The 21237-nt window shown below is 48.1% G+C and carries 15 protein-coding genes and 2 pseudogenes; 9 read left to right on the forward strand and 8 right to left on the reverse strand.

What is annotated here, in order from left to right; all coding sequences use genetic code 11:
- The first annotated feature begins 153 nt into the window (after nt 1-153).
- The 8 genes and pseudogenes from C6W44_RS09515 (at nt 154) to C6W44_RS09550 (ending at nt 12907) form a co-directional block, all read left to right on the forward strand.
- Nucleotides 154-1851 carry an AMP-binding protein gene (locus C6W44_RS09515; protein ID WP_105245154.1) on the forward strand — a complete coding sequence of 566 codons (1698 nt, stop codon included), beginning with the start codon at nt 154-156 and terminating at the stop codon, nt 1849-1851.
- A gap of 179 nt (nt 1852-2030) precedes the next feature.
- A complete protein-coding gene (locus tag C6W44_RS09520) occupies nt 2031-2807 on the forward strand; it encodes an SDR family NAD(P)-dependent oxidoreductase (protein WP_105245156.1) in 777 nt (258 codons plus the stop codon).
- 99 nt (nt 2808-2906) lie between these two features.
- On the forward strand, nt 2907-3476 hold the full coding sequence (locus tag C6W44_RS09525; RefSeq protein ID WP_227526415.1) for a L,D-transpeptidase family protein: 570 nt from the start codon (nt 2907-2909) through the stop codon (nt 3474-3476).
- Nucleotides 3477-3726: 250 nt separating this feature from the next.
- Entirely contained in the window at nt 3727-6324 is a 2598-nt protein-coding gene (gene clpB / locus C6W44_RS09530) for an ATP-dependent chaperone ClpB (RefSeq protein WP_105245158.1), read from the forward strand.
- A 168-nt stretch (nt 6325-6492) separates the two neighbouring features.
- Nucleotides 6493-7755: a PQQ-dependent sugar dehydrogenase gene (locus tag C6W44_RS09535; protein ID WP_264755616.1), complete on the forward strand. Its 1263-nt coding sequence runs from the start codon at nt 6493-6495 to the stop codon at nt 7753-7755.
- A 189-nt stretch (nt 7756-7944) separates the two neighbouring features.
- Nucleotides 7945-9122: pseudogene (locus tag C6W44_RS09540) on the forward strand (BCCT family transporter); the annotation flags it as partial.
- Between the two features lie 196 nt (nt 9123-9318).
- On the forward strand, nt 9319-10947 hold the full coding sequence (locus C6W44_RS09545) for a BCCT family transporter (RefSeq protein ID WP_105245160.1): 1629 nt from the start codon (nt 9319-9321) through the stop codon (nt 10945-10947).
- Nucleotides 10948-11253: 306 nt separating this feature from the next.
- A pseudogene (locus C6W44_RS09550) lies at nt 11254-12907 on the forward strand (BCCT family transporter).
- Between the two features lie 191 nt (nt 12908-13098).
- On the opposite strand, the gene C6W44_RS09555 reads toward C6W44_RS09550, so the two are convergent.
- The 3 genes from C6W44_RS09555 to metK all read right to left on the reverse strand — a co-directional run bounded on the left by C6W44_RS09555 (nt 13099) and on the right by metK (nt 15264).
- Nucleotides 13099-13452, reverse strand: a complete 354-nt coding sequence (locus C6W44_RS09555; RefSeq protein WP_227526416.1) for a hypothetical protein — start codon at nt 13450-13452, stop codon at nt 13099-13101.
- Between the two features lie 204 nt (nt 13453-13656).
- Entirely contained in the window at nt 13657-13953 is a 297-nt protein-coding gene (locus C6W44_RS09560; RefSeq protein ID WP_075101243.1) for a DUF3144 domain-containing protein, read from the reverse strand.
- Between the two features lie 144 nt (nt 13954-14097).
- Entirely contained in the window at nt 14098-15264 is a 1167-nt protein-coding gene (gene metK / locus C6W44_RS09565; RefSeq protein ID WP_105245162.1) for a methionine adenosyltransferase, read from the reverse strand.
- A 193-nt stretch (nt 15265-15457) separates the two neighbouring features.
- Between metK and C6W44_RS13665 the strand changes: the two genes are divergently transcribed.
- Complete coding sequence (locus C6W44_RS13665) at nt 15458-15589, forward strand: hypothetical protein (RefSeq protein WP_264755617.1); 132 nt, start codon at nt 15458-15460, stop codon at nt 15587-15589.
- 60 nt (nt 15590-15649) lie between these two features.
- Here the strand turns inward: C6W44_RS13665 and C6W44_RS09570 are convergent, their stop codons facing one another.
- From C6W44_RS09570 to C6W44_RS09595, 5 genes are all read right to left on the reverse strand, one after another.
- Complete coding sequence (locus C6W44_RS09570; protein ID WP_105245165.1) at nt 15650-16246, reverse strand: DJ-1/PfpI family protein; 597 nt, start codon at nt 16244-16246, stop codon at nt 15650-15652.
- A 79-nt stretch (nt 16247-16325) separates the two neighbouring features.
- On the reverse strand, nt 16326-17021 hold the full coding sequence (nth, locus tag C6W44_RS09575) for an endonuclease III (protein WP_105245167.1): 696 nt from the start codon (nt 17019-17021) through the stop codon (nt 16326-16328).
- Nucleotides 17022-17073: 52 nt separating this feature from the next.
- Nucleotides 17074-17916 carry an RnfABCDGE type electron transport complex subunit B gene (locus tag C6W44_RS09580; protein WP_105245169.1) on the reverse strand — a complete coding sequence of 281 codons (843 nt, stop codon included), beginning with the start codon at nt 17914-17916 and terminating at the stop codon, nt 17074-17076.
- 368 nt (nt 17917-18284) lie between these two features.
- Nucleotides 18285-19235 carry an NAD(+) diphosphatase gene (nudC, locus tag C6W44_RS09590; protein WP_105245173.1) on the reverse strand — a complete coding sequence of 317 codons (951 nt, stop codon included), beginning with the start codon at nt 19233-19235 and terminating at the stop codon, nt 18285-18287.
- A 165-nt stretch (nt 19236-19400) separates the two neighbouring features.
- Nucleotides 19401-21083: a hypothetical protein gene (locus tag C6W44_RS09595; protein ID WP_105245176.1), complete on the reverse strand. Its 1683-nt coding sequence runs from the start codon at nt 21081-21083 to the stop codon at nt 19401-19403.
- Nucleotides 21084-21237: the final 154 nt, after the last annotated feature.

The following is a 21237-nucleotide window of genomic DNA, read 5'->3' on the forward strand; positions in this document are numbered from 1 at the left end:
AATAGCGTATAGACAATAAAAACCGCCCATAGGATAGGGCGGTTTTACAAGTGAGACAGTGGTGTTTTGATTCATGAGCATTTTTATCCATGATGTCATGCGCCGCTGTTGTCACTTGTCATCAATGACCTGCAAGTGCTAAAGGATTGGCTTATGACTACCTCATTGCCCCCAACGACAACTCACACCGATACGCGCCCACACTACCGCGATTATTATCAAAACTTTAATATCAATAACTTATTGACCGAAATATATGGCGAGCATCTGGACGACCAGCGAAATGCTTACATGGCCTGCTGCGGGCGCCATGTGCGTGATGGGCGGGGTGAGCATCTCGCACTCGTACACGAAGACACAGCAGGCAACGTCACGCGCCTAAGCTTCGCTGAGCTTGATAAGGCCAGTGGCCACGTTGCCAACTTGCTCCAGTCATATGGTGTGCAAGCTGGCGATCAAGTGGCGACCATGCTGCCGCGCACACCTGAACTGCTGACTATTGTATTGGCGACATGGCGTATTGGTGCCGTGTATCAGCCGTTATTTACCGCTTTTGGCTATGAGTCGATCAAATACCGTATGGATAAGGCCAATACCAAAGTGGTATTTACCAACCTTGAGAACCGCGGCAAGTTTGAGGATTTGGCTGAGCAAACCAAAATGGTCTTGGTGGGCGGCAATGAGAGCCAGCAGGACCATGGCTGGGGTGACGATCGTTATGAAGAAGTGGTAGCAGCGCAGCCATCTACGGCGGCGCCTGTGCTCTTGGATACAGATGCGCCATTTTTGCAGATGTTTACCTCTGGGACCGTCGGTAAATCTAAGGGCGTCAGCGTTCCTCTCAGCGCGCTCTCGGCTTTTTATCTATATATGCGTTATGCCATCGATTTGCGCGCCGATGATAATTACTGGAATATGGCCGATCCTGGCTGGGCCTATGGGTTGTATTATGCCATTACAGGGCCGTTGCTGATGGGCATCACCACCCATTTTAATGAGTCAGGATTTGATGCAGAAAACACGCGCGACTTTATGGCGCGTCATAAGATTACCAATTTGGCCTCCTCGCCCACTGCCTTTCGTATGATGAAATCCAGCGGCGTGTTTGAGCAGGCGCATGATGATAGCGATGCCGCGTTATTCCTACGCTGCGCCAACTCGGCAGGCGAGACCCTAAATACTGAGGTCGTCAACTGGGTGGAGACTTATCTAAACTGCAAAGTCTGTGACCAATATGGAAAAACTGAGACGGGAATGACGTGCTGCGAGCACCATGCTTTGATCCATGAGTGTCCTGTCGGCTCAATGGGTATGGCGCTTCCAGGGCATACCCTCGTCGTGTTGGATGATGACATGAATGTCTTGCCTGATGGTGAGCAAGGCCAGCTGGCGGTGGTGGTCAGTCAGTCGCCCGCGTTTTATTTTCGTGGTTATAGCTGGAATGAAAAAGACGCCTTTGTCGGTGATTACTACCTAACAGGCGATGTGGTCGAACGTCATAGTGACGGTAGCTATTGGTTCTCAGGGCGTGATGATGACATCATCATCACCGCAGGCTACCGTGTGGGGCCGACTGATGTCGAAAACACCGTGCTGGAGCATGATGCGGTGGCAGAGTCGGCGGCCGTCGGAGTACCTGATGAAGTGCGCGGTCATACCATCAAGTCGTATGTGGTGCTAAAGGACGGCATCGAAGGCTCAGATGAGCTGGCCAAAGAAATACAAGCCCTGGTACGCAAGCGTCTATCGACACACGCCTATCCGCGTGACGTTGAGTTTGTGGCAGCATTGCCCAAGACCCCAAGTGGCAAGATTCAGCGCTTTTTGCTGCGTAGTTTGTCTGCGGCATAAGCCAAGAAAAACGCGACGATATCAAGACGCGGCCATATTAAGGGCGACTGTACGTCAGTCGCCGCCTTATTGGCCATGTTAGCTTAAGATGAGCAATGCATCATGCACTGTCTCAAATATTTTTCCGTACACTATAAAGACTACATGCAAAGAATACTAGACAAATAAAAGGAAGGATTATGCAAATTGAACAACACAGCTTTTTGGTAACGGGCGGTGCATCAGGCCTTGGCGAAGCCGTGGTACGGGCAATCGTCGCTCAAGGCGGCAAGGTGGTCATCGCCGATTTAAATGAATCGGCAGGACAAGCACTGACTGATGAGCTGGGCGCAAATAGCCGTTTTGTACGCTGTGATATTACCAGCGGCGAGGATGTGCAAGCAGCAGTAGACATCGCCGAACGAGCCTTTAGCGGTCTGCAAGGCTCTATCAACTGTGCGGGCATTGCGGTGGTACAAAAGCTGCTCGATCGTGAAAACCAACCTGCCGATCTAGAGGCGTTTAGCCGCGGGGTTCATATCAATCTCGTGGGGTCTTTTAACGTCGCACGTTTGGTAGCGTCTAGCATCGCTAAGCGTGTGGCAGCTGGCGCTTACGCATCAAACGCAGACAATGGTATTATCATCAATACCGCCTCTATCGCCGCCTTTGACGGACAAGTTGGGCAAGCCAGCTATTCATCATCAAAAGCTGGGGTGGTCGGGCTGACCTTGCCGCTTGCACGCGAGCTGTCGCGCCACGGCATCAGAGTCATGACCATCGCGCCTGGTGTGTTTGCCACACCGATGATGGACACCATTCCCGAAAAGGCGCGCGAACAGTTAAAAGCAGGTGTGCCGTATCCTAAGCGTTTGGGTGCTCCAAACGAGTTTGCCAAATTGGTTACTCATATCATTGATAACGCCTACCTAAACGGCGAAGTGATTCGCCTTGATGGCGCGATTCGTATGGTGTAATCGCGCTTTTAGCGTATTCATACTTTTTGCACATATTTGACACAAATTTTTGTTATTTTATAAAAGCTCATTACTGGTGGATTGTAAAAGGCAAAGACTGTGTCATTTTTTCGTTTATACCCCAAAAAAATCATCCTGCTGTCCTTGGCGATGTTTATTTTGCTCGGCGTTGGCCTGACAGGCTACAAAGCGCTCGCTGCAGCAAATCACTTTGACAAAGGTCATCAAACTGACCTTGCAAATATCAAGATTGACAAAGTCTATGTCGATAAGTCCGAGCGGGTATTAAAGCTGATGAGTCAAGGTGCAGTCATCAAAACTTATCACATTGCTTTAGGGGATAGCCCAGTGGGACATAAGCGCCAAGAAGGCGATGAGCGCACACCGACAGGGAGTTATATTCTTGATTATAAAAACGAAAACTCTAGCTACTATCGCTCCATCCACGTCAGTTATCCTAACGCCGCTGATAAAGCCCAAGCCAAAAAACGCGGGGTCAGTGCGGGTGGTGATATTATGATTCATGGACAAAAAAACGGCCTTGGTCATCTGGCGGCTATTACGCAGCAGCGTGATTGGACGGACGGCTGTATTGCGGTGACTAATGATGAGATGGATGAGATTATGGCATTGGTTGCCATTGATACACCGATCGAAATCGTGGAATAAACTCCTACTTGGCGACCATACGACAATGCGTATAACGGCTTTGTTTTTAAGAATGGGTGTCTTGAAACGCACGGTATAAAACCTTATGAATAAGAATAAGTTTATATCATTGCTAATAGTAAGGTTTTTTATTGTTTTTCGCTTGAAATGACTGTCACTATACCTTATATAGATAGCAACCAAAGGCAAACGGGCTAACCTAATACTTATAAAAGCCTGTTGCCATGATAAATTATCAAAGGATAACAATATGAGATTTGAGAAATTCACCCAAAAGTTGCAATCTGCAATACAAGAAGCGCAAAGCTTAGCGTTAGGACGTGATCACACAGGCATAGACCCTGTGCATCTGCTTGCCGTACTGCTACAAGATGAGTCAAACATCGCGATCTGTCAGCAGGCAGGCGCATCCATTCCGGCGCTAAAAAATGGCGTGGCCAAAGCGCTCGATAATCAAGCAACTATTAGCGACCCAACAGGCGATGTCAATCTAAACCCAAACTCGGTGAAGATTTTGAACTTAGCGGATCGCCAAGCACAAAAAGAAGGCGATGATTTCATTGCCACTGAATGGGTGCTATTGGCACTGGCGGAGCAAGGCGAGACCAAAAAGATATTTGAAAGTGCAGGCGTGACAGCCAGTCAGTTAAAGGCTGTGATCGAAAAATTACGTGGAGACGAAACGGTGGACAATCAAAATGCCGAAGATCAGCGTGATGCGCTAAACAAATACACCATCAACTTAACTGAGCAGGCTGAGCTGGGTAAGCTAGACCCTGTCATTGGCCGTGACGAAGAGATTCGCCGTACCATTCAGGTGCTCTCGCGCCGCACCAAAAATAACCCTGTGCTCATCGGTGAACCGGGTGTCGGTAAGACAGCCATTGTTGAAGGTTTGGCGCAAAAAATCATCCAAAAGGATGTTCCAGAAGGGCTTCGTAATAAAGAAGTATTGTCGTTAGACTTAGGCGCGCTTATTGCGGGGGCAAAATTCCGTGGTGAGTTTGAAGAGCGTCTCAAAGGGGTGCTAAGTGACTTGGCCAAGCAAGAGGGCAATGTCATTTTGTTTATCGATGAGCTGCATACCATGGTCGGCGCGGGTAAGTCAGAGGGCGCGATGGATGCAGGCAATATGCTAAAGCCTGCACTGGCTCGCGGTGAGCTACACTGCGTCGGCGCGACGACGCTAGATGAGTATCGTCAATTTATCGAAAAAGATGCCGCGCTTGAGCGCCGCTTCCAAAAAGTGCTTGTCGATGAGCCAACGGTCGAAGACACCATCGCGATTTTGCGTGGTCTAAAAGAGCGTTATGAGCTGCATCATGGTGTCGATATCCAAGACAGCGCGATTATCGCCGCAGCGCGCATGAGCCATCGTTATATCACCGATCGCAAGCTGCCTGATAAAGCGATTGATTTAATCGATGAAGCAGCCAGTCGCCTGCGCATGGAGATGGACAGTAAGCCTGAAGCACTCGGTAAGCTCGATAGTCGTTTGATTCAGCTAAAAATGCAGCGCGAAGTACTCAAAAAAGAAGAAGATGCCGGCGCACAAGCAGAGCTTAAAGTGCTTGATAGCCAAATCGAGGAGCTAGAAAAAGAGTACGCCGATCTCAATGAGATTTGGCAAGCGGAAAAAGCGCTGGTCAAAGGCTCTCAGCAGCTAAAAGACGAGCTGGACAAAGCGCGTATCGCTTATGACAAAGCCAGCCGCGAAGGCGACTATGAGACCATGAGTAAGCTGCAGTACGAGACGATTCCACAGCTTGAGCGCCGTATCACAGAGTCTGATTTGGCCGAGCAAAAAGAGCTGGCAGGTGATAATGGCGGTGCCAAACTGCTGCGTAATAAAGTCACGGACAACGAGATCGCAGAGGTGGTGGCAGCCGCGACGGGAATTCCTGTCAGCAAAATGCTGCAAGGCGAGCGTGACAAGATGCTGGCGATGGAAGACAAGCTGCATGAGCGTGTCATCGGTCAAGATGAAGCAGTCGAAGCAGTCGCCAACGCTGTGCGCCGTAGCCGAGCTGGGTTGTCTGATCCCAACCGCCCATCGGGTTCGTTCTTATTCTTAGGGCCTACGGGGGTTGGTAAAACTGAGCTGACCAAATCACTGGCCAACTTCTTGTTTGATAGTGAGGATGCCATCATCCGTATCGACATGAGTGAGTATATGGAGAAACACAGCGTCAGCCGCTTAGTGGGTGCGCCTCCAGGCTATGTCGGTTATGAAGAAGGCGGCACCTTGACCGAAGCGGTACGCCGTAAGCCTTATAGCGTGATACTATTTGATGAGGTCGAAAAAGCGCATCCTGATGTGTTTAATATCTTGCTACAAGTGTTAGACGATGGACGTTTGACCGACTCACAAGGCCGCGTGGTCGACTTCAAAAACACGGTGATTGTGATGACCAGTAACTTAGGCTCACACAAAATCCAAGAGATGGTCGGCGAGAGCTATGAAGACATCAAGTCTGAGGTGATGGATTCGGTCGGACAGCATTTCCGCCCAGAGTTTATCAACCGTATCGATGAGATTGTGGTCTTCCATCCGCTTGGTATGTCGCAGATGGCTGGTATTGCTGACATTCAGTTGCAGCGTCTACGTCAGCGTCTCCAAGAGCGTGAGATGGATATCGAGCTGTCAGCTGATGCGATGAACAAACTAGTCGCTGTTGGTTACGATCCGGTGTATGGTGCACGTCCACTAAAACGTGCGATCCAGCAAGAGATCGAAAACCCGCTCTCATTAAAGCTATTGGCAGGTGAATTTGTCGCTGGCGATATAATCAAGGTCGATGTCGACGCAGATGATCAGCTGACTTTTAATAAGCTCAGAATGAGCTAATAGTCATTTTAAATTGAGAGCCAATCTCTAAGTAACACTAACCCTTTATCTGCCATAGTAGATAAAGGGTTTTTTATTGCATAATTTCTGGGCGAAGTTACATGAGGCTTGCTATATTAGAAGACAGATGTTAGCGATAAATAAAAATGAGATTAAAGATATTAAAGGATGAACGCTATGCCAATCGACAGCAAGATGAGTAAAAACAAGAAAGTTAGTTTACCGCTAATGGTAGCCGCTCTACTATTTAGCACTGCGGCCTGCTCAGAATCAGCCACTCCTGTAGCCAATACACAAGACGTTGACATTAGTACTAGCGAGCAAACAGAAGATAGCAAGCCTAGCTTTACTACCCAAGTGATCGCAACCTTTAATGAGCCTTGGGCGATGACTGCACTACCAACGGCGGATAATGAGTCCCCCAAGCTCTTGGTGACTCAAAAGACCGGCGAGCTGTTTGTCGTTGATACTGCCACGGGTAGCAAGACAGCCGTAGCGGGTATACCGGCAGTGGCTTATGGCGGACAGGGCGGTCTGGGTGACGTCATCCTAGCGCCTGATTTTTCTACCTCTAAGCAGATATATCTCAGCTATGCTGAGGCAGGTACAGGCGGCAATAGCGGCAAGTTTGGGGCAAAAGTCATCAAAGCGGCACTAACGGGGCTGGATACTGAGACGCCAAGCTTACAAGCGCTGATGCCTATTTGGGAGCAAGCCCCAAAGGTACGCGGTCAAGGTCACTATAGCCATCGTTTGCTCTTCTCCCCTGATGGTCAGTATCTATATATCAGCTCGGGCGATCGCCAACAAAAAGCCCCCGCGCAGGACATGAGTGGCAACTTGGGAAAAATCATACGGTTACATCCAGATGGCTCTGTGCCAAAGGACAACCCATTTACCGAAGATAAGCACGAGATTGCCAAGCAGTTTTGGTCGATAGGTCATCGCAATGTCCTTGGTATGGTATTTGACGATGCAGGCAGACTTTGGGCGCATGAGATGGGGCCGCGCGGCGGTGATGAGTTTAATTTGATCAAGAAAGGCCGTAACTACGGCTGGCCGGTCGTCTCAAACGGCCGCAATTATAATGGGACTGATATTCCTGATCATGATACGCGGCCTGATTTTGCTGCGCCTCATATCACTTGGACGCCTGTTATCTCACCGTCCTCAATGAGCATTTACGCATCCGGCCGTCATAACGACTTTCCTGCATGGCAAGGGTATGCGCTTATCAGTGGCCTGTCCTCACAAGCGCTGATGGTGGTGCGCCTTGACAGCAACAATGGCAGTGAGAAAGCAGGTGAGCGTTATCGGTACGATATGGGGGAGCGGATGCGTAGTGTGTTGGCTGTCGATGGGCGAGTATGGCTGCTCGAAGACGGCAAGGATGCCAAGCTGTTACAGTTGGTCCGTCGGCAACCTCTTTAATAAAACCAAAATAGAAATATAGTATCAGCTGTGTTTTAGCGGTATTTTTATTGAGTGAAATTTTGTAATTAATTGATAAATAAAGGTTGGTTTGTTAAGGTAAGCTTCTTTAGGAGGTGAGATATTAACGGAACCCCAGTTCGGGATAAGGGCTCAAAAAAAAGATAAAAAAAGAAGTCCGAAGTTGGCATGGTGGCTCTGGCTTTGGCTTACTTTCACTATCGCCGCGGCTTGCCGCTGGCTATCCGCTCGACTCTATATCCTATATTGGGCAAAAGAATCTATGGCGGCTGGGGCCATACTGTCGATGTTTTAGCGGTATTTGGTACGATGTTTGGGGTAGTCACTTCGCTGGGGTTGGGGTGATGCAGATCAACTCAGGCCTCGAAAACCTATTTGGTTTTCCTAATAGTGTCGGTGTGCAGTTTGCCATTATTGCCTTTATCACGCTGCTGGCTTGTGGTTCGCTGATGTTGGGCCTTGATAAGGGTATCAAGCGCTTAAGTGATATCAATATGGGTCTGACAGGCTTGCTACTGGCGTTTATGGTGGTTTTGGGCCCGACACTATTTATCTTTGATAGCTTTTTTGAAAACGTCGGAAACTATTTGGCCGCTATGGTGCCACTGAGCTTTTGGGGCGAGGCGTATAGCAATACCGATTGGCAAAGTAGCTGGACGATTTTTTATTGGGCATGGTGGGTTAGCTGGTCGCCGTTCGTTGGGGTGTTTATCGCACGTATTAGCCGTGGTCGTACCATTCGTGAGTTTACCCTTGGCGTGCTGCTCATTCCCATGACGATTTTGTTTTTTTGGTTTACCACCTTTGGCGGGGTGGCCATCCATATGGAGCTTCTCACTGCCCTTGATCCCGCTTTGGTGAGTCCAGGATTGGTCGACGCGGTAAATGAAGACTTCGGCAGTGCGATTTTTAGACTGATTGAGTACTATCCACTGACCAAGCCAATTACGTTGTTGATCGTCATCATGATTGTCCTGTGGTTTGTGACCTCCTCTGACTCGGCCAGTTTTGTCATCGATATGCTGACTGCTGGTGGTGATACCAATCCGCCCAAGATTCAGCGTTTGTTTTGGGCGACGATGGAAGGTTTAATCGCGGCGATTTTGTTGGCTGCAGGTGGATTGGACGCATTACAAGCCGCTGCCATCGTTGCAGGTCTGCCATTTGCATTGGTCATCTTTGTGATGATGTATTCGTTATGGCGCGGTTTGAGCCGTGATCGCTTGATTTTGTACCGCGCGCAGCAGCAGTATATTACGGATGAGTCTATCGATCGCAATACCGCTAATGAGTTTGTCGATGAAGAGTTACTAAAGGGTCCGCCAAAGATTGTCAAAGGTGACTAGTGTTTATGTGCAGGCTAGCGCCGCAAAAAACAGTGCTAATTCACTGTGTTAAGTCACCTATTAAACAGTCATGCCACAATAGCTCTGAGAATTCAGGGCTATTTTTTTGTATCAAAACTTAACAATTGAGGGTGAGGTTTGATAAATGGGTAACATATTGTTAAGGTAACTCACCCTAACATATTGGATAACTAAGATGAGTGAACTCAAAATAGGTCGCTTAGGGCCTTTTCCGCGAGTAAATAAACCGGTGTTTATTGCGTCTGCAATATTGATTGTGGGGTTTATTATATTCGGCGCTTTGTTTCATGAGCTAGCAGATACGATATTTACTAGTGCACAAAGCTTTATCACCAACCGCTTTGGTTGGATGTTTATTATTTTAATGAACGTGGCCGTGGCGCTGTGTTTGTATTTAATCTTTAGCAAATACGGTGATATCCGCTTAGGTCATCAAACCGAAACCCCGCAATATAGCCTGCCATCTTGGATAGGTATGCTGTTTTCAGCGGGTATCGGTATCGGTATCATGTACTGGGGCACCGCAGAGCCGGTCTATCACTTTATGGCGCCGCCACTGGGTGAGGCCGAAACAGTAGAGGCTGCCAAACAAGCGATGAATATCTCATTTTTGCATTATGGGATACATGCTTGGGCTATTTATGCCATCGTGGCGTTGTCATTGGCTTACTTTCATTTTCGCCGTGGCTTGCCTTTATCGATTCGCTCTAGTCTCTACCCTATATTGGGCCAAAAGATCTATGGCAAGTGGGGACATACGGTCGATACACTAGCGGTCTTTGGTACCATGTTTGGCGTGGTTACTACCTTGGGTTTTGGCGTATTGCAGATTAACTCTGGACTTGAGGGGTTATTTGGTTTACCTAATTCTGTCACCATGCAGGTGATCTTAATTGCCTTTATCACCATACTTGCCTGCGGCTCATTGCTAATGGGCTTGGATAAGGGTATCAAACGCCTAAGTGATACCAATATTGTTTTGACCTTTGTGTTGTTAGGGTTTGCTTTTATCATGGGGCCCACACAGTACATCATGGACAGCTTGGTCGAAAACACCGGCAACTATATACAAAACATCGTCCAGCTCAGCTTTTGGAGTGAGGCCTATAGTAAAGGTGATTGGCAGTCTTCATGGACAATATTTTACTGGGCATGGTGGATCAGCTGGTCACCATTTGTCGGGGTGTTTATCGCGCGTATCTCTCGTGGTCGTACCATTCGTGAGTTTTTGCTCGGCGTGTTATTTATTCCGATGATTATTTTATTTTTCTGGTTCACGACCTTTGGTGGTGTCGCAGTAGACATGGAGCTGATCGGTAACCCTGGGTTTATCGAGGTGGTACAAAACGATTATGGTAGCGCCATCTTTAAGCTGATGGAGTTTTATCCATTTACCAGAGCCACGACGATGTTGATCGTTCTGATGATTGTACTGTGGTTTGTGACCTCATCAGATTCGGCCAGCTTTGTCATTGACATGCTGACTGCTGGCGGCGATACCAATCCGCCTAAGATTCAGCGTTTGTTTTGGGCCATTACGCAAGGTCTGGTAGCAGCTATTTTGTTGGCAGCGGGCGGGCTTGGCGCCTTGCAAGCGGCGGCTATCGTCGCAGGGTTTCCCTTTGCTATCGTGGTATTTGTCATGTTGTATGCCATGATACGTGGGTTCAACCGTGATGAGCTGATACTGTATCGTGCCGAACAGCGCTTTATCACTGATGAGTCGATTGAGCACAATACCGCCAATGAGTTTGCGGATGAAGAGCTACTAGAAGGTCCGCCAGACATCGTTAAGGGTAACTAGGCCTGTCCGCAATTTGGCCGCTAGTTATCTATAATCAGTTCGAAATAAAATCGATACGTTCATATGAACGTATCGGTTTTAAAGTAAATTAACTATACATGGACTAAACATATTTTGATACGCGTTAAGACCCCAGTCTCTTTGGAAGCTGGGGTTTTGTTTTTAGTTTGGTTAGCAAAATAGGGGCAAAAACTCCCTAGCACGGCATCATATTTTATTTATATACAAGGGCATCATAGCAGCGTTAGATTTGATAATTCATCAATGTCTTGATATGGTGGCGCTCTTTTAATTTTGGAAAGATCTATGGATCATGTGAAAGTTGGCCGAGTCGGCCCTTTTCCGCGAGTAAGCAAACCTGTTTTTTTGACCTCAGTCATTTTAATTACACTATTTATTATTTTTGGCGCACTGTTTAATCAGCAAGCAGAAATGGTGTTTAATCAAGCAAAAGCTTTTGTGTCTTTGCGTTTTGGTTGGTTTTTTATTGTCGTGATTAATACCACCTTGTTGATGAGTGTCTATATGATACTTAGTCGATATGGTGATATTCGTTTGGGGCATCAAAATGAGGAGCCTGAATACAAACTGCTCTCGTGGATAGGTATGCTGTTTTCAGCAGGTATCGGTATCGGGCTGCTGTACTGGGGCACTGCTGAGCCGCTATATCATTATATGGCGCCGCCGCTGGGCGAAGGGGAGACAGTCGCTTCAGCTAAGCTTGCGATGAATATCTCGTTTTTACACTACGGTATTCATGTTTGGGCGCTTTATGGCATGGTGGCTCTGGCTTTGGCTTACTTTCACTATCGCCGCGGCTTGCCACTGGCTATCCGCTCGACTCTATATCCTATATTGGGCAAAAGAATCTATGGCGGCTGGGGCCACACAGTCGATACCTTAGCGGTATTTGGTACGATGTTTGGGGTAGTGACAACCTTAGGGCTTGGGGTGCTGCAGATTAACTCTGGTCTTGAGAGCTTGTTTGGTGTTCCGAATAACACCAGTGTCCAGATTGTCTTGATTGCCATCATCACTGTTTTGGCAGGGATGTCGCTGTTTTTAGGCTTAGATAAAGGCATCAAGCGTCTAAGCGATATCAATATCTTTTTGACCATTATCTTACTGAGCTTTGTGATTATCTTAGGGCCCACGCAGTTTATTTTTAATAGCTTTGTAGAAAACATCGGTAACTATGTACATCAAGTGATTCCATTGGGGTTTTGGACAGAGTCCTATGAAGGACAAGAAAACTGGCAGGCTTCTTGGACGATTTTTTATTGGGCATGGTGGATCAGCTGGTCGCCATTTGTGGGTGTGTTTGTCGCGCGTATCTCTCGTGGCCGTACCATTCGTGAGTTCACCTTAGGGGTGTTATTGATTCCAGTGGCCATATTATTGTTGTGGTTTACCGCTTTTGGGGGTTCTGCTGTTCATATGGAGCTACTAGCGGCGGCCAGTCCTGATTTGGTCAGTCCAGGTCTTGTGGAGGCGGTCAGGGCCGATACTGGTAGTGCGATATTTAAGTTGATGGAGTCTTATCCACTGACGTCGATGTTTAATTTACTGATTGTCATGATGATTGTATTGTGGTTTGTTACTTCCTCTGATTCGGCCAGTTTTGTGATAGATATGCTGACCTCAGGCGGTGATACTGATCCTCCAAAAGTTCAGCGTTTGTTTTGGGCAGGTACAGAAGGGGTGGTCGCTGCGGTACTGCTCGCGGCAGGGGGGGTTGATCGCGTTACAAGCCGCGTCTATCGTGTCAGGCTTACCTTTTGCTGTGGTGATTTTGGTCATGATGTATTCGCTATTACGTGGATTAAGCCGAGACCATCTGATTCTCTATCGTCAACAGCAGTGGTTTCTTACCGAAGAGTCAGCCGAGCACAACTCAGCAAATGAGCTGCCTGATGAGGATTTTTTAAAAGATCCGATTGAGCTAAAGCGAGAAGACTGATCTTCGTGCGCGACTATTTGCCTTTTAAGTATATCTTATCGCTTTACAAAATACCCAGCTTAGCACAAGCTGGGTATTTTTATGGCTGCCGTTATTAACAGCCAACAGTGAAGTGCCAGTAGTGAAGTGAGTGGCACGGTGCCTATCGGTATTTTGACAACATCGTCATAACGTCATCATAAAACCGTCGTTTATAAACACTCGCCTTTGACATAGCCTATCGCCTCAGGGGTGCTACAGGCAGAGCAGGCGTTGCCAGCGGTACGGTAGCTTATCAAGTTGCCAGTTTTACTCTTCACACAAACAGGATCGTACTGCGCGGTGCACATGGTTTGTTCAGGGTCAAAGGGTGGGCACTGCGAAAACACACCATCAGGTAGTTGGTGAGAGCGGGTAGGCTGGGCTGGCGTGCTCTCAGGCATTGTTATATCAGGCAAAGAGCTACAGCTTGCTAAGGCCAGTAGTAATGGCAGGCCGAGCATATGTTTGATAAATGGCCGCTTTGTTAGAAAAGTCCAAGCGTTGCTCATGAAGGGGGGCATCATTATATCTCCTTATATAAATGCAATAACGTCCGATTGTGTTACGTGGTAGCGTTGTCTACCGCTTGTTGTCTACCGTTTATAGTAGCGTATTTACCATCAACCATCCAGCCGATAGACCTGCAAAAATATATAGGCAATAAAAAACCCAAACTGATGATTCAGTTTGGGTCTGGTACTTATGATTATGATAAAACCAAGTGATGATTATTCCGCTGGTTGGTCATCTTTATTTAGCTGCACATATTTATCGAAGTTTTGGGCATAATCAGTGAGGTTGTCGCTGAGCATTTGACGATACTGCTTGACATAAAACTCGACGATATCATCTTTTTCTTTGGCAAAATCCTCACCCTTCACAAAGCCAATAGACGCAACTGACGCGCTATAGCGGGCGGCGGCATATAGTAAAGAAGCACCGACTTGGCCGGAATGAGCATTGGGGCCTAGCTGGCTGTTGGCAACCCCGATGATGGCATCAGCACGCTGATAAAACGCCTGCATTTCAGGGGTAATCTCAAGGCTTGCATCAACAGTGTTGTCTTGAGCGTTGTCTGGATTGGTATCTTGAGACATAAGCGACTCCTAATAAGTATCGGTGGTTTTAAATGGATAATATCAATATATCAATGCGACTCAGTCGGGCGATTACAAGCCTGCGTCTGCTTTTAATATCTCAGCTTTATCGGTTTTTTCCCACGTAAAGGCAGTTTCTGAGCCTGGACGGCCAAAGTGACCAAAGGTGGCAGTTTGCTGATACATCGGCTGCAACAAGTTGAGCATACGAGTAATGCCATAAGGACGTAAGTCAAAGTGTGTGCGAATCAGGCGAATGATTTCTTCGTTGCTGATCTTACTGGTGCCAAAAGTGTTGACGGAGATAGAGGTAGGTTCGGCGACACCGATGGCATAGCTGACTTGTACTTCACAGCGATCGGCCAACCCTGCGGCCACGATGTTTTTGGCGACATAACGTACCGCGTAGGCCGCGCTGCGGTCGACTTTTGATGGATCTTTGCCACTAAAGGCACCACCGCCATGACGTGCCATACCACCGTAAGTATCCACGATGATTTTACGCCCTGTTAGCCCTGCATCACCGACAGGCCCACCAATCACAAACTTACCTGTGGGGTTGATATGATAGCGTGTGCCCGCGTGTAGTAGGTCGGCTGGTAGCACTTGCTTGATGATAGATTCCATAACGGCTTCTTGCAGATCTGCTTGCGAGATGCTTGGGTCGTGCTGCGTGGACAATACCACCGCATCGATCGCCACCGGAAGATTGCCGTCGTATTTTAGCGTGACTTGTGCTTTGGCGTCTGGACGCAACCAAGGCAACTCGCCTGCGCGGCGTAGCTCGGATTGACGCTCCATCAGGCGATGAGCAAACTCAATCGGTGCTGGCATCAAGACGTCGGTCTCGTTACTGGCATAACCAAACATCAATCCTTGGTCGCCAGCGCCTTGCTCTTCAGGGCTGCTGCGATCGACACCCTGCGCGATCTCAGGCGACTGTTTACCCAGCATATTGATGACGGCGCAGGTCTCGCCATCAAACCCTAGAGCTGAATGATGATAACCAATACCATTGACCGTATCACGAACGATGCGCTCCACATCGATGTTTGCGGTGGTGGTGACCTCGCCGGCCAATATCACCGCCCCTGTCTTGACCAAGGTCTCACATGCCACACGGGCGTCTAGGTCTTGCTGTAAAATGGCATCAAGAATGGCATCTGAGATTTGATCAGCCATTTTATCTGGGTGGCCTTCGCTCACAGATTCTGAGGTAAATAAGTTGTATTCGCGCATAATTAGATCGCTTAATTGAATCGATAAAGGTAGGAAAAGCGGCACGGTTTAGCGTGGCTTTCATTCATATTGGCCGCGTGATTGCTCAGTTGGCGGATAATGGGTGTTGCTAAATAATTGACAATCAGTATCGGTCGTAATATTTATTAAAATCAGTTTGCCGCCGCATAGCGTTAACCATCGAGCAGTCATTATGGATAGCATAAATGGCGCTAAACCACCCAAAACACAGGCGTATAAACGTGCCACGCTTATCATCTCAACGCTTGTGCAGTCACGCCTGTATCCTCTACTACCGACGGTCACCGTCGTTGTCATCTGTTAGTTCAAAAATAAGGGTATTCTACCGTGAATCGAGGTAAAACTCTAGTGTCAGCCATGGCGGCTAACAATTGTAGAAATCATCGAGGCGGCTGTCTTGTTGCCAGCGGTACTCTGTATAGTTAGCGACTTCTTTTGCGCTATCGCGACCTTGTCTATCAGCAATAAAACCAAGCGCCATATCCATGCCAGCCGTGACACCTGAAGAAGTATAAAACTTGCCATCTACGATCCAGCGCGCCTGCTTTATCCAATCAACCTGATCTGATTGTTCGGTTACCCATTGCCAAGCACGCTTGTTTGACGTGGCTCGTTTATGGTCTAAAATACCTGCCTTCGCCAATAAAGCACTACCCGTACAGACGCTAAGCACCCAGTCGGCGTTATCAGCGAGCGTAGTCAGGGTCTGCAAAAACTTACTATCATTAATAAGTGGACGTGTACCTTTACCGCCGACGACCAATAATATATTCGTTTGATGGTCTAATTCTGCTACTGCGACAGTTTGTAAGGCAACACCGTGATGGTTATGAATGATACCACCTTTCATTGACGCAAACTGAATGCGAAACTCGTTAGGTAAGCTACCAAATAGCTCAATAGGCCCAAATAAGTCTAAAGTTTCGAAGTCGTCAAATACGAGTGCGGTCAAGGTCTGCATTCTGCTTCCTTAAATTAAAGTATTAAGGCGAAGTATTTAGAAAGGAGATGTTTGAAAATCTTTAAGGTGCTCAAAGCCTTTAAAGCTCTACAAATTTGGCTTTGTCTTTAAACATACACTCATCATAAACCGGGCAAGCACCGCATTTTGGTGTGCGTGCTTGGCAAGTATAGCGCCCGTGCAAGATCAGATAATGATGCGCATCAACGATAAAGTCATCGGGTATACGCTCGACCAGTTTGTTTTCGACGATGAGCACCGTTTTACCAGTAGCGAGTCCAGTACGATTGCCGACGCGAAAGATGTGAGTATCGACTGCCATCGTCGGCTGACCAAAGGCAGTGTTGAGCACCACATTGGCGGTTTTACGGCCGACCCCTGCCAGAGACTCTAAGTCTTTGCGGTTATCAGGGACAGTGCTATCAAACTTTTCAATCAGGTCTTGGCAGGTCTTAATGACGTTTTTGGCTTTTGAGTTATACAAGCCGATGTTTTTGATATAAGACTTTAGCCCTTCTTCGCCAAGCGCGAGTATGGCCTCAGGCGTATTGGCCACAGGATATAGTTGCTGGGTGGCGATATTGACACTCACATCCGTTGCTTGTGCGGACAAAATCACGGCAATGAGTAGCTCAAAATTACTGTCGTAATTGAGCTCGGTGACGGGCTCCTTAATCGTCTCGGCCAGCTTTTCAAAAAAAGGCCGCACGTCGCGGTTTGGCATGCGTCTGGAGGGCGGGGTCTCAGCCGTTTTGTGTTTGACCGTTTTACTCATGGTGTTTGACTTTATTTGATATGTTGTTGGGCGTGAATCATCGAATCACTCATTAGCATAATTGTGCCAGCTCGGCTTGTAGTGTCTCAAGCTCGGCTTGTTTTTTGTCATTGGCACGTACCGTAAGCTGCTTTTCTAATTTTTTGATTTTGGTGCGTAATTTGGCCGCAGCTATGGTGTTTTTTGCTTGAGCTTCGCTGATATCAACAGCTTGGCTGGTGGCGTTATTGAGTTTGGCCTCGACCATACTGACTACCGGCTTGGTGTTGCTGCTATCGCTTAGCTGCTCCGCGACGCGGCCTAAATGCGTATGATAACGCTGGCGCAAATCTTCTTGCTCAGCTTGCCGCTCAGCGTCACTAAGCGTACGCTCGATAGTGACCAGATCGATACAGTCAACGGGGCAGGGTGCTAGGCAAAGCTCACAGCCCGTGCACAAGTCGGTAAAGATGGTGTGCATGTGTTTACCAGTACCGACGATGGCATCGACGGGGCAGGCAGGGATACATTTGGTGCAGCCTATACAGTCCTCTTCGCGGATGACAGCCCGCACTTCAGTTGGGCGCTCGGAGCTGGCATCTATCGGCCACTGTGAAGGAGCAGCGGCGGGGGTTTGGCCTTGCTGATAACGCTCTGTATCGACAATTTTTGCGATCGCATCCGTCACGGGCTGGCCGCCAGGCACGCATTTATTATATGGCTCGCCATCTACAACGATGGCGGCCGCGTATGGCAAGCAGCCGTCGGGATGCTCGCACAGGCCGCACTGCGTCTGTGGCAGGCAGGCATCCACCGCTGCAATCTGCGACGAGACATCAGCAGGCAGCGTGTCAATCTGTAGGTCATCAAACAATATGGGCAGATTGATCAGACGGATAGGGGCGTTACTTTGCATGTTATTAAAAACCTTAACACCAGTACAAAAAGGGTGTTGGTATATAGTTGATCTCTCATAACGCTGCTGGCTGGTTTACGAGCGTTTCGCTTGCCTGTTTTCATGAGCGTGGTGAAAGTATGGCTATTGATGGGTGATAAACGACCATCGCTGCGTTCAGGTGGTCATTTTAAATGGATGATAACAAAATCACAATATTGGCGCATCCTCATCAGCGCATCATCCTGGCCAAAAAGTCTTGCTGAGATGGGCGGGCAAGGTTATAGCGCACTGGTCATGGTCAAACCATGGTCAAAGACGCTGGTAGTCATGCGTCATTAGCAAATTGATACATTGGGCTAAATGATGGACTCAATCACCTATGATGGCTAAGCCATGCCTTGCTCACGGAGGATCTGCTCAATCAGCTCATAAGCAATACTGCCTTTCGCAGGTATCTTGGGCAGGCTTGAGAGATCAAAGAAGTCTGCATGTGACAGCTCATCTTCTTGAATCATCAGCTCGCCACCTGCATACGTAGCACGAAATCCGAGCATCAAGTTTGACGGATATGGCCACGGCTGACTACTGACATAACGGATATCTGTCAGGTGAATATTGACTTCTTCATACACCTCGCGCACCACGGCGTGCTCAAGGCTTTCTCCCACTTCAACAAACCCTGCGATCAGGCCATACTGCAGCGGCTGTTTTTGTTGACCGTAGCGATGATGATGCGCCAGTAAAATTTGCATTGCACCTGTTTGCGGGTTGGGGCGGGTAATGGCAGTGATGATGCACGGCTGGACACGCGGGTATTGGCGCAGCTTGCAAGTCGGGCAGACCATCGCTCGCTCACCCAGTCGCGCATGAACGACTGGCGAGGCGCAGCGGCTACAAAACTGCGTGTCAGCTTGCCAGCGCAGCAGCTGTATGGCTTGGCTGAGTTGGTCGCTCAAGGCCATGGGAAGCTGGGTGAGCAGCTGGCGATACGGGATAAAGGCATTACCACTACTTTCAGCGATGAGAGGTAAGGCGATATGATGCGCCGTGGCATACTCATAGGTCATGGCACAGGTTGCGCGCGCAGTAAACGCATGAGTTGGCTTATCAAGCGTAGTATTATTGGCGTTGGCGTTATGACGGTTGTTATCAGCCTGCCAATGACTGGGCGCTAGGCTCTCAAGCAGTGTGACACATCCGAGCTGATAGGCGGGCACTGCTGCATCATCGGTGGCCGCAGCACCAGACGCCAGATAGTCAACGTGCCACGGCCACCACCCCTCAGGCGTTTGACGGCACAATACCGTATCATCACTAAAGATAAAAGCGCAGGTCATATCAGGGTTCCAAACGATAGCGAAAGCAAATAAAAACAAGTCTGTACCTGATGAGATACAGACTTATAAGACAGAAATAACGGTCTATTTTACCTAACCATAAAGCGGAAAAGCACAGCATATGGGCAGTAGGTAATGAGTAGCAGCCAGCTTGTCTTGAATAGGTTAGGCTGCTAGCAGCTGACTTAGGCTTTGCTGTCCGACATCAAGCGCTTGTTTACTCACAGGACGGTTATGTTCAAACCCATCTAAATGGTGATCGACTGCCATGATGACATCTGCAATACATGCCAGCGTACCGTCTTCGATGCGTCTGCCACTCTCGATACGCTGCTCGATATAGTTGGCTAATTGACTGAGCATGCTAGCAGGGGTCGGCAGCTGTAAGAAGCGCACAGCACCGGCCACTTGGCGCATCATCTCAGGGATGTTTTGGATATTTAGCATATCGCGCTCAGGCTCGGCCAGATAATCATTGATAGCTTGCTCTGCATTGGCGATGGCCGTACGGCTTTCTTGTATCAAGGTATCATTGGCTGTATTTAGCTGATGCAAAGAGATGTGAGAGTTGTTCAGCGGTAAGTAAATCGCCCCTGGTGTGTGCATTTCAGCCATGGCGATGGTGGCATTTTCAGCATGCATGAGCGCCAGCAATAGACGATCGAAGTCCTCAGGCGAGGGCGCTTGCCAACGGCCGACCTCCTCGGCTGCGGCGCGCAAACTGTCGGCAGCACTTGACAATCCAAGCAGACGAAGTGCTGAGCCCAAGGTCGCTAATTCTTCTATGATTTTGGCTGTTTGCATCTCAGCGCTATTGACAGAGTCGCCGCGCGCGTAGCTATCGACCTCTTCTTTGATGGTATTGATCTGCGTCTGAATCATAGTGTTTAGCGTATCAGTAAGGGCGCGGTTGGGACCAAATAAAAACCGTCTCATTTGCTCAAGTTGCGGCTCTTCTAGCCGGTTTTGCGCATATTGCTCGCGTAGCTGCTGTGCCGCTTTGTTATCGCGCTGACAAGCAAAGCTGACCAAATCAGCAAAACGTGTATCCATCACAGGCAGATAGCTTTGGAATTGCTGCTCTAGATAAATCAGTGTGTGCTTTTGGCTTAACGTGAGCGGTAGAATGGCCGCGATGTCGGCAGTAGCCGCAGCGGCCGCTTGCCAAAACAAACTGCTGGTCTTGGAGGCAATCAACGCGCAGGCCGCGCCCATGGCATTGAGCTTTTGCTGCGCATCTGCGCTGACAGTGCCATCTTGGTTTAATAAGGCAACGCCAAGACCGCTACGATAAGCATCTGTCAATAGCTCGTTGTTTAAGCCAAGCTCATGCAGTGGTTGGAAGTTTTTTTCTGGACTGGCAATGATGACGCTACTGCTACCAAAGGCTGAAAAGTAGTCAGCGGTGATAGGAGCGTGCTGGCCATGCGCGTTTAGTTTATTGATCACAGGTAACAATAGCGTCGGCTCTACCGACTCTGTCAATAAGACAAACTCGACATAGCGATCTAGTGTCATGATGGCCTCTGACAAGTCCATGATCAAATTGACATCGTTATTGTCGCCGTTATCGTATAGGCGCTGTAAACCATTGACGATGGCGGTGTTTAGCGCCTCAGCACCAACCAAAGAGATGAGTTTGAAAATACGAGACAGCTGCTTTAGGACGATGATGGAGTCTAGCAATAAAGGCGCTTGAGTATTGTCATCATTAAACTCGCTAAGATGGGTCTCGGTATCTTTAAGCGTCACGACAATCTCATCATGCAACAAATGCAGTGAAGGTAAGTTAAAGTCAGTAACACTAAGCGTTGGGGCGGTTAACTTCATTTGCGCAGACTGGTCCATAAGTGTGTTTCCATAACGTACTGATAAGAGTAACGATTGTTCAAATACGAAGTAACAAAGCGTTTGAATGAAAAAGCGTTTATTAGTAATGTTTTAACGCTTAATATAATAATCAAGACTATATTATACAAATATCGGATTAGAAAGTGGTTTT

This window comes from Psychrobacter sp. Marseille-P5312, assembly GCF_900291405.1.
GTDB lineage: Bacteria > Pseudomonadota > Gammaproteobacteria > Pseudomonadales > Moraxellaceae > Psychrobacter > Psychrobacter celer.

Bases quoted from the DNA above. Each gene is read 5' to 3' on its own strand.
- C6W44_RS09570 (WP_105245165.1), bottom strand. From the start codon at position 16,246: ATGCAGACCTTGACCGCACTCGTATTTGACGACTTCGAAACTTTAGAC.
- C6W44_RS09595 (WP_105245176.1), bottom strand. From the start codon at position 21,083: ATGGACCAGTCTGCGCAAATGAAGTTAACCGCCCCAACGCTTAGTGTT.
- C6W44_RS09520 (WP_105245156.1), top strand. From the start codon at position 2,031: ATGCAAATTGAACAACACAGCTTTTTGGTAACGGGCGGTGCATCAGGC.
- C6W44_RS13665 (WP_264755617.1), top strand. From the start codon at position 15,458: ATGGATAGCATAAATGGCGCTAAACCACCCAAAACACAGGCGTATAAA.
- C6W44_RS09555 (WP_227526416.1), bottom strand. From the start codon at position 13,452: ATGATGCCCCCCTTCATGAGCAACGCTTGGACTTTTCTAACAAAGCGG.
- C6W44_RS09515 (WP_105245154.1), top strand. From the start codon at position 154: ATGACTACCTCATTGCCCCCAACGACAACTCACACCGATACGCGCCCA.
- nth (WP_105245167.1), bottom strand. From the start codon at position 17,021: ATGAGTAAAACGGTCAAACACAAAACGGCTGAGACCCCGCCCTCCAGA.
- metK (WP_105245162.1), bottom strand. From the start codon at position 15,264: ATGCGCGAATACAACTTATTTACCTCAGAATCTGTGAGCGAAGGCCAC.
- nudC (WP_105245173.1), bottom strand. From the start codon at position 19,235: ATGACCTGCGCTTTTATCTTTAGTGATGATACGGTATTGTGCCGTCAA.
- C6W44_RS09560 (WP_075101243.1), bottom strand. From the start codon at position 13,953: ATGCAGGCGTTTTATCAGCGTGCTGATGCCATCATCGGGGTTGCCAAC.
- C6W44_RS09535 (WP_264755616.1), top strand. From the start codon at position 6,493: ATGAACGCTATGCCAATCGACAGCAAGATGAGTAAAAACAAGAAAGTT.
- C6W44_RS09545 (WP_105245160.1), top strand. From the start codon at position 9,319: ATGAGTGAACTCAAAATAGGTCGCTTAGGGCCTTTTCCGCGAGTAAAT.
- C6W44_RS09580 (WP_105245169.1), bottom strand. From the start codon at position 17,916: ATGCAAAGTAACGCCCCTATCCGTCTGATCAATCTGCCCATATTGTTT.
- clpB (WP_105245158.1), top strand. From the start codon at position 3,727: ATGAGATTTGAGAAATTCACCCAAAAGTTGCAATCTGCAATACAAGAA.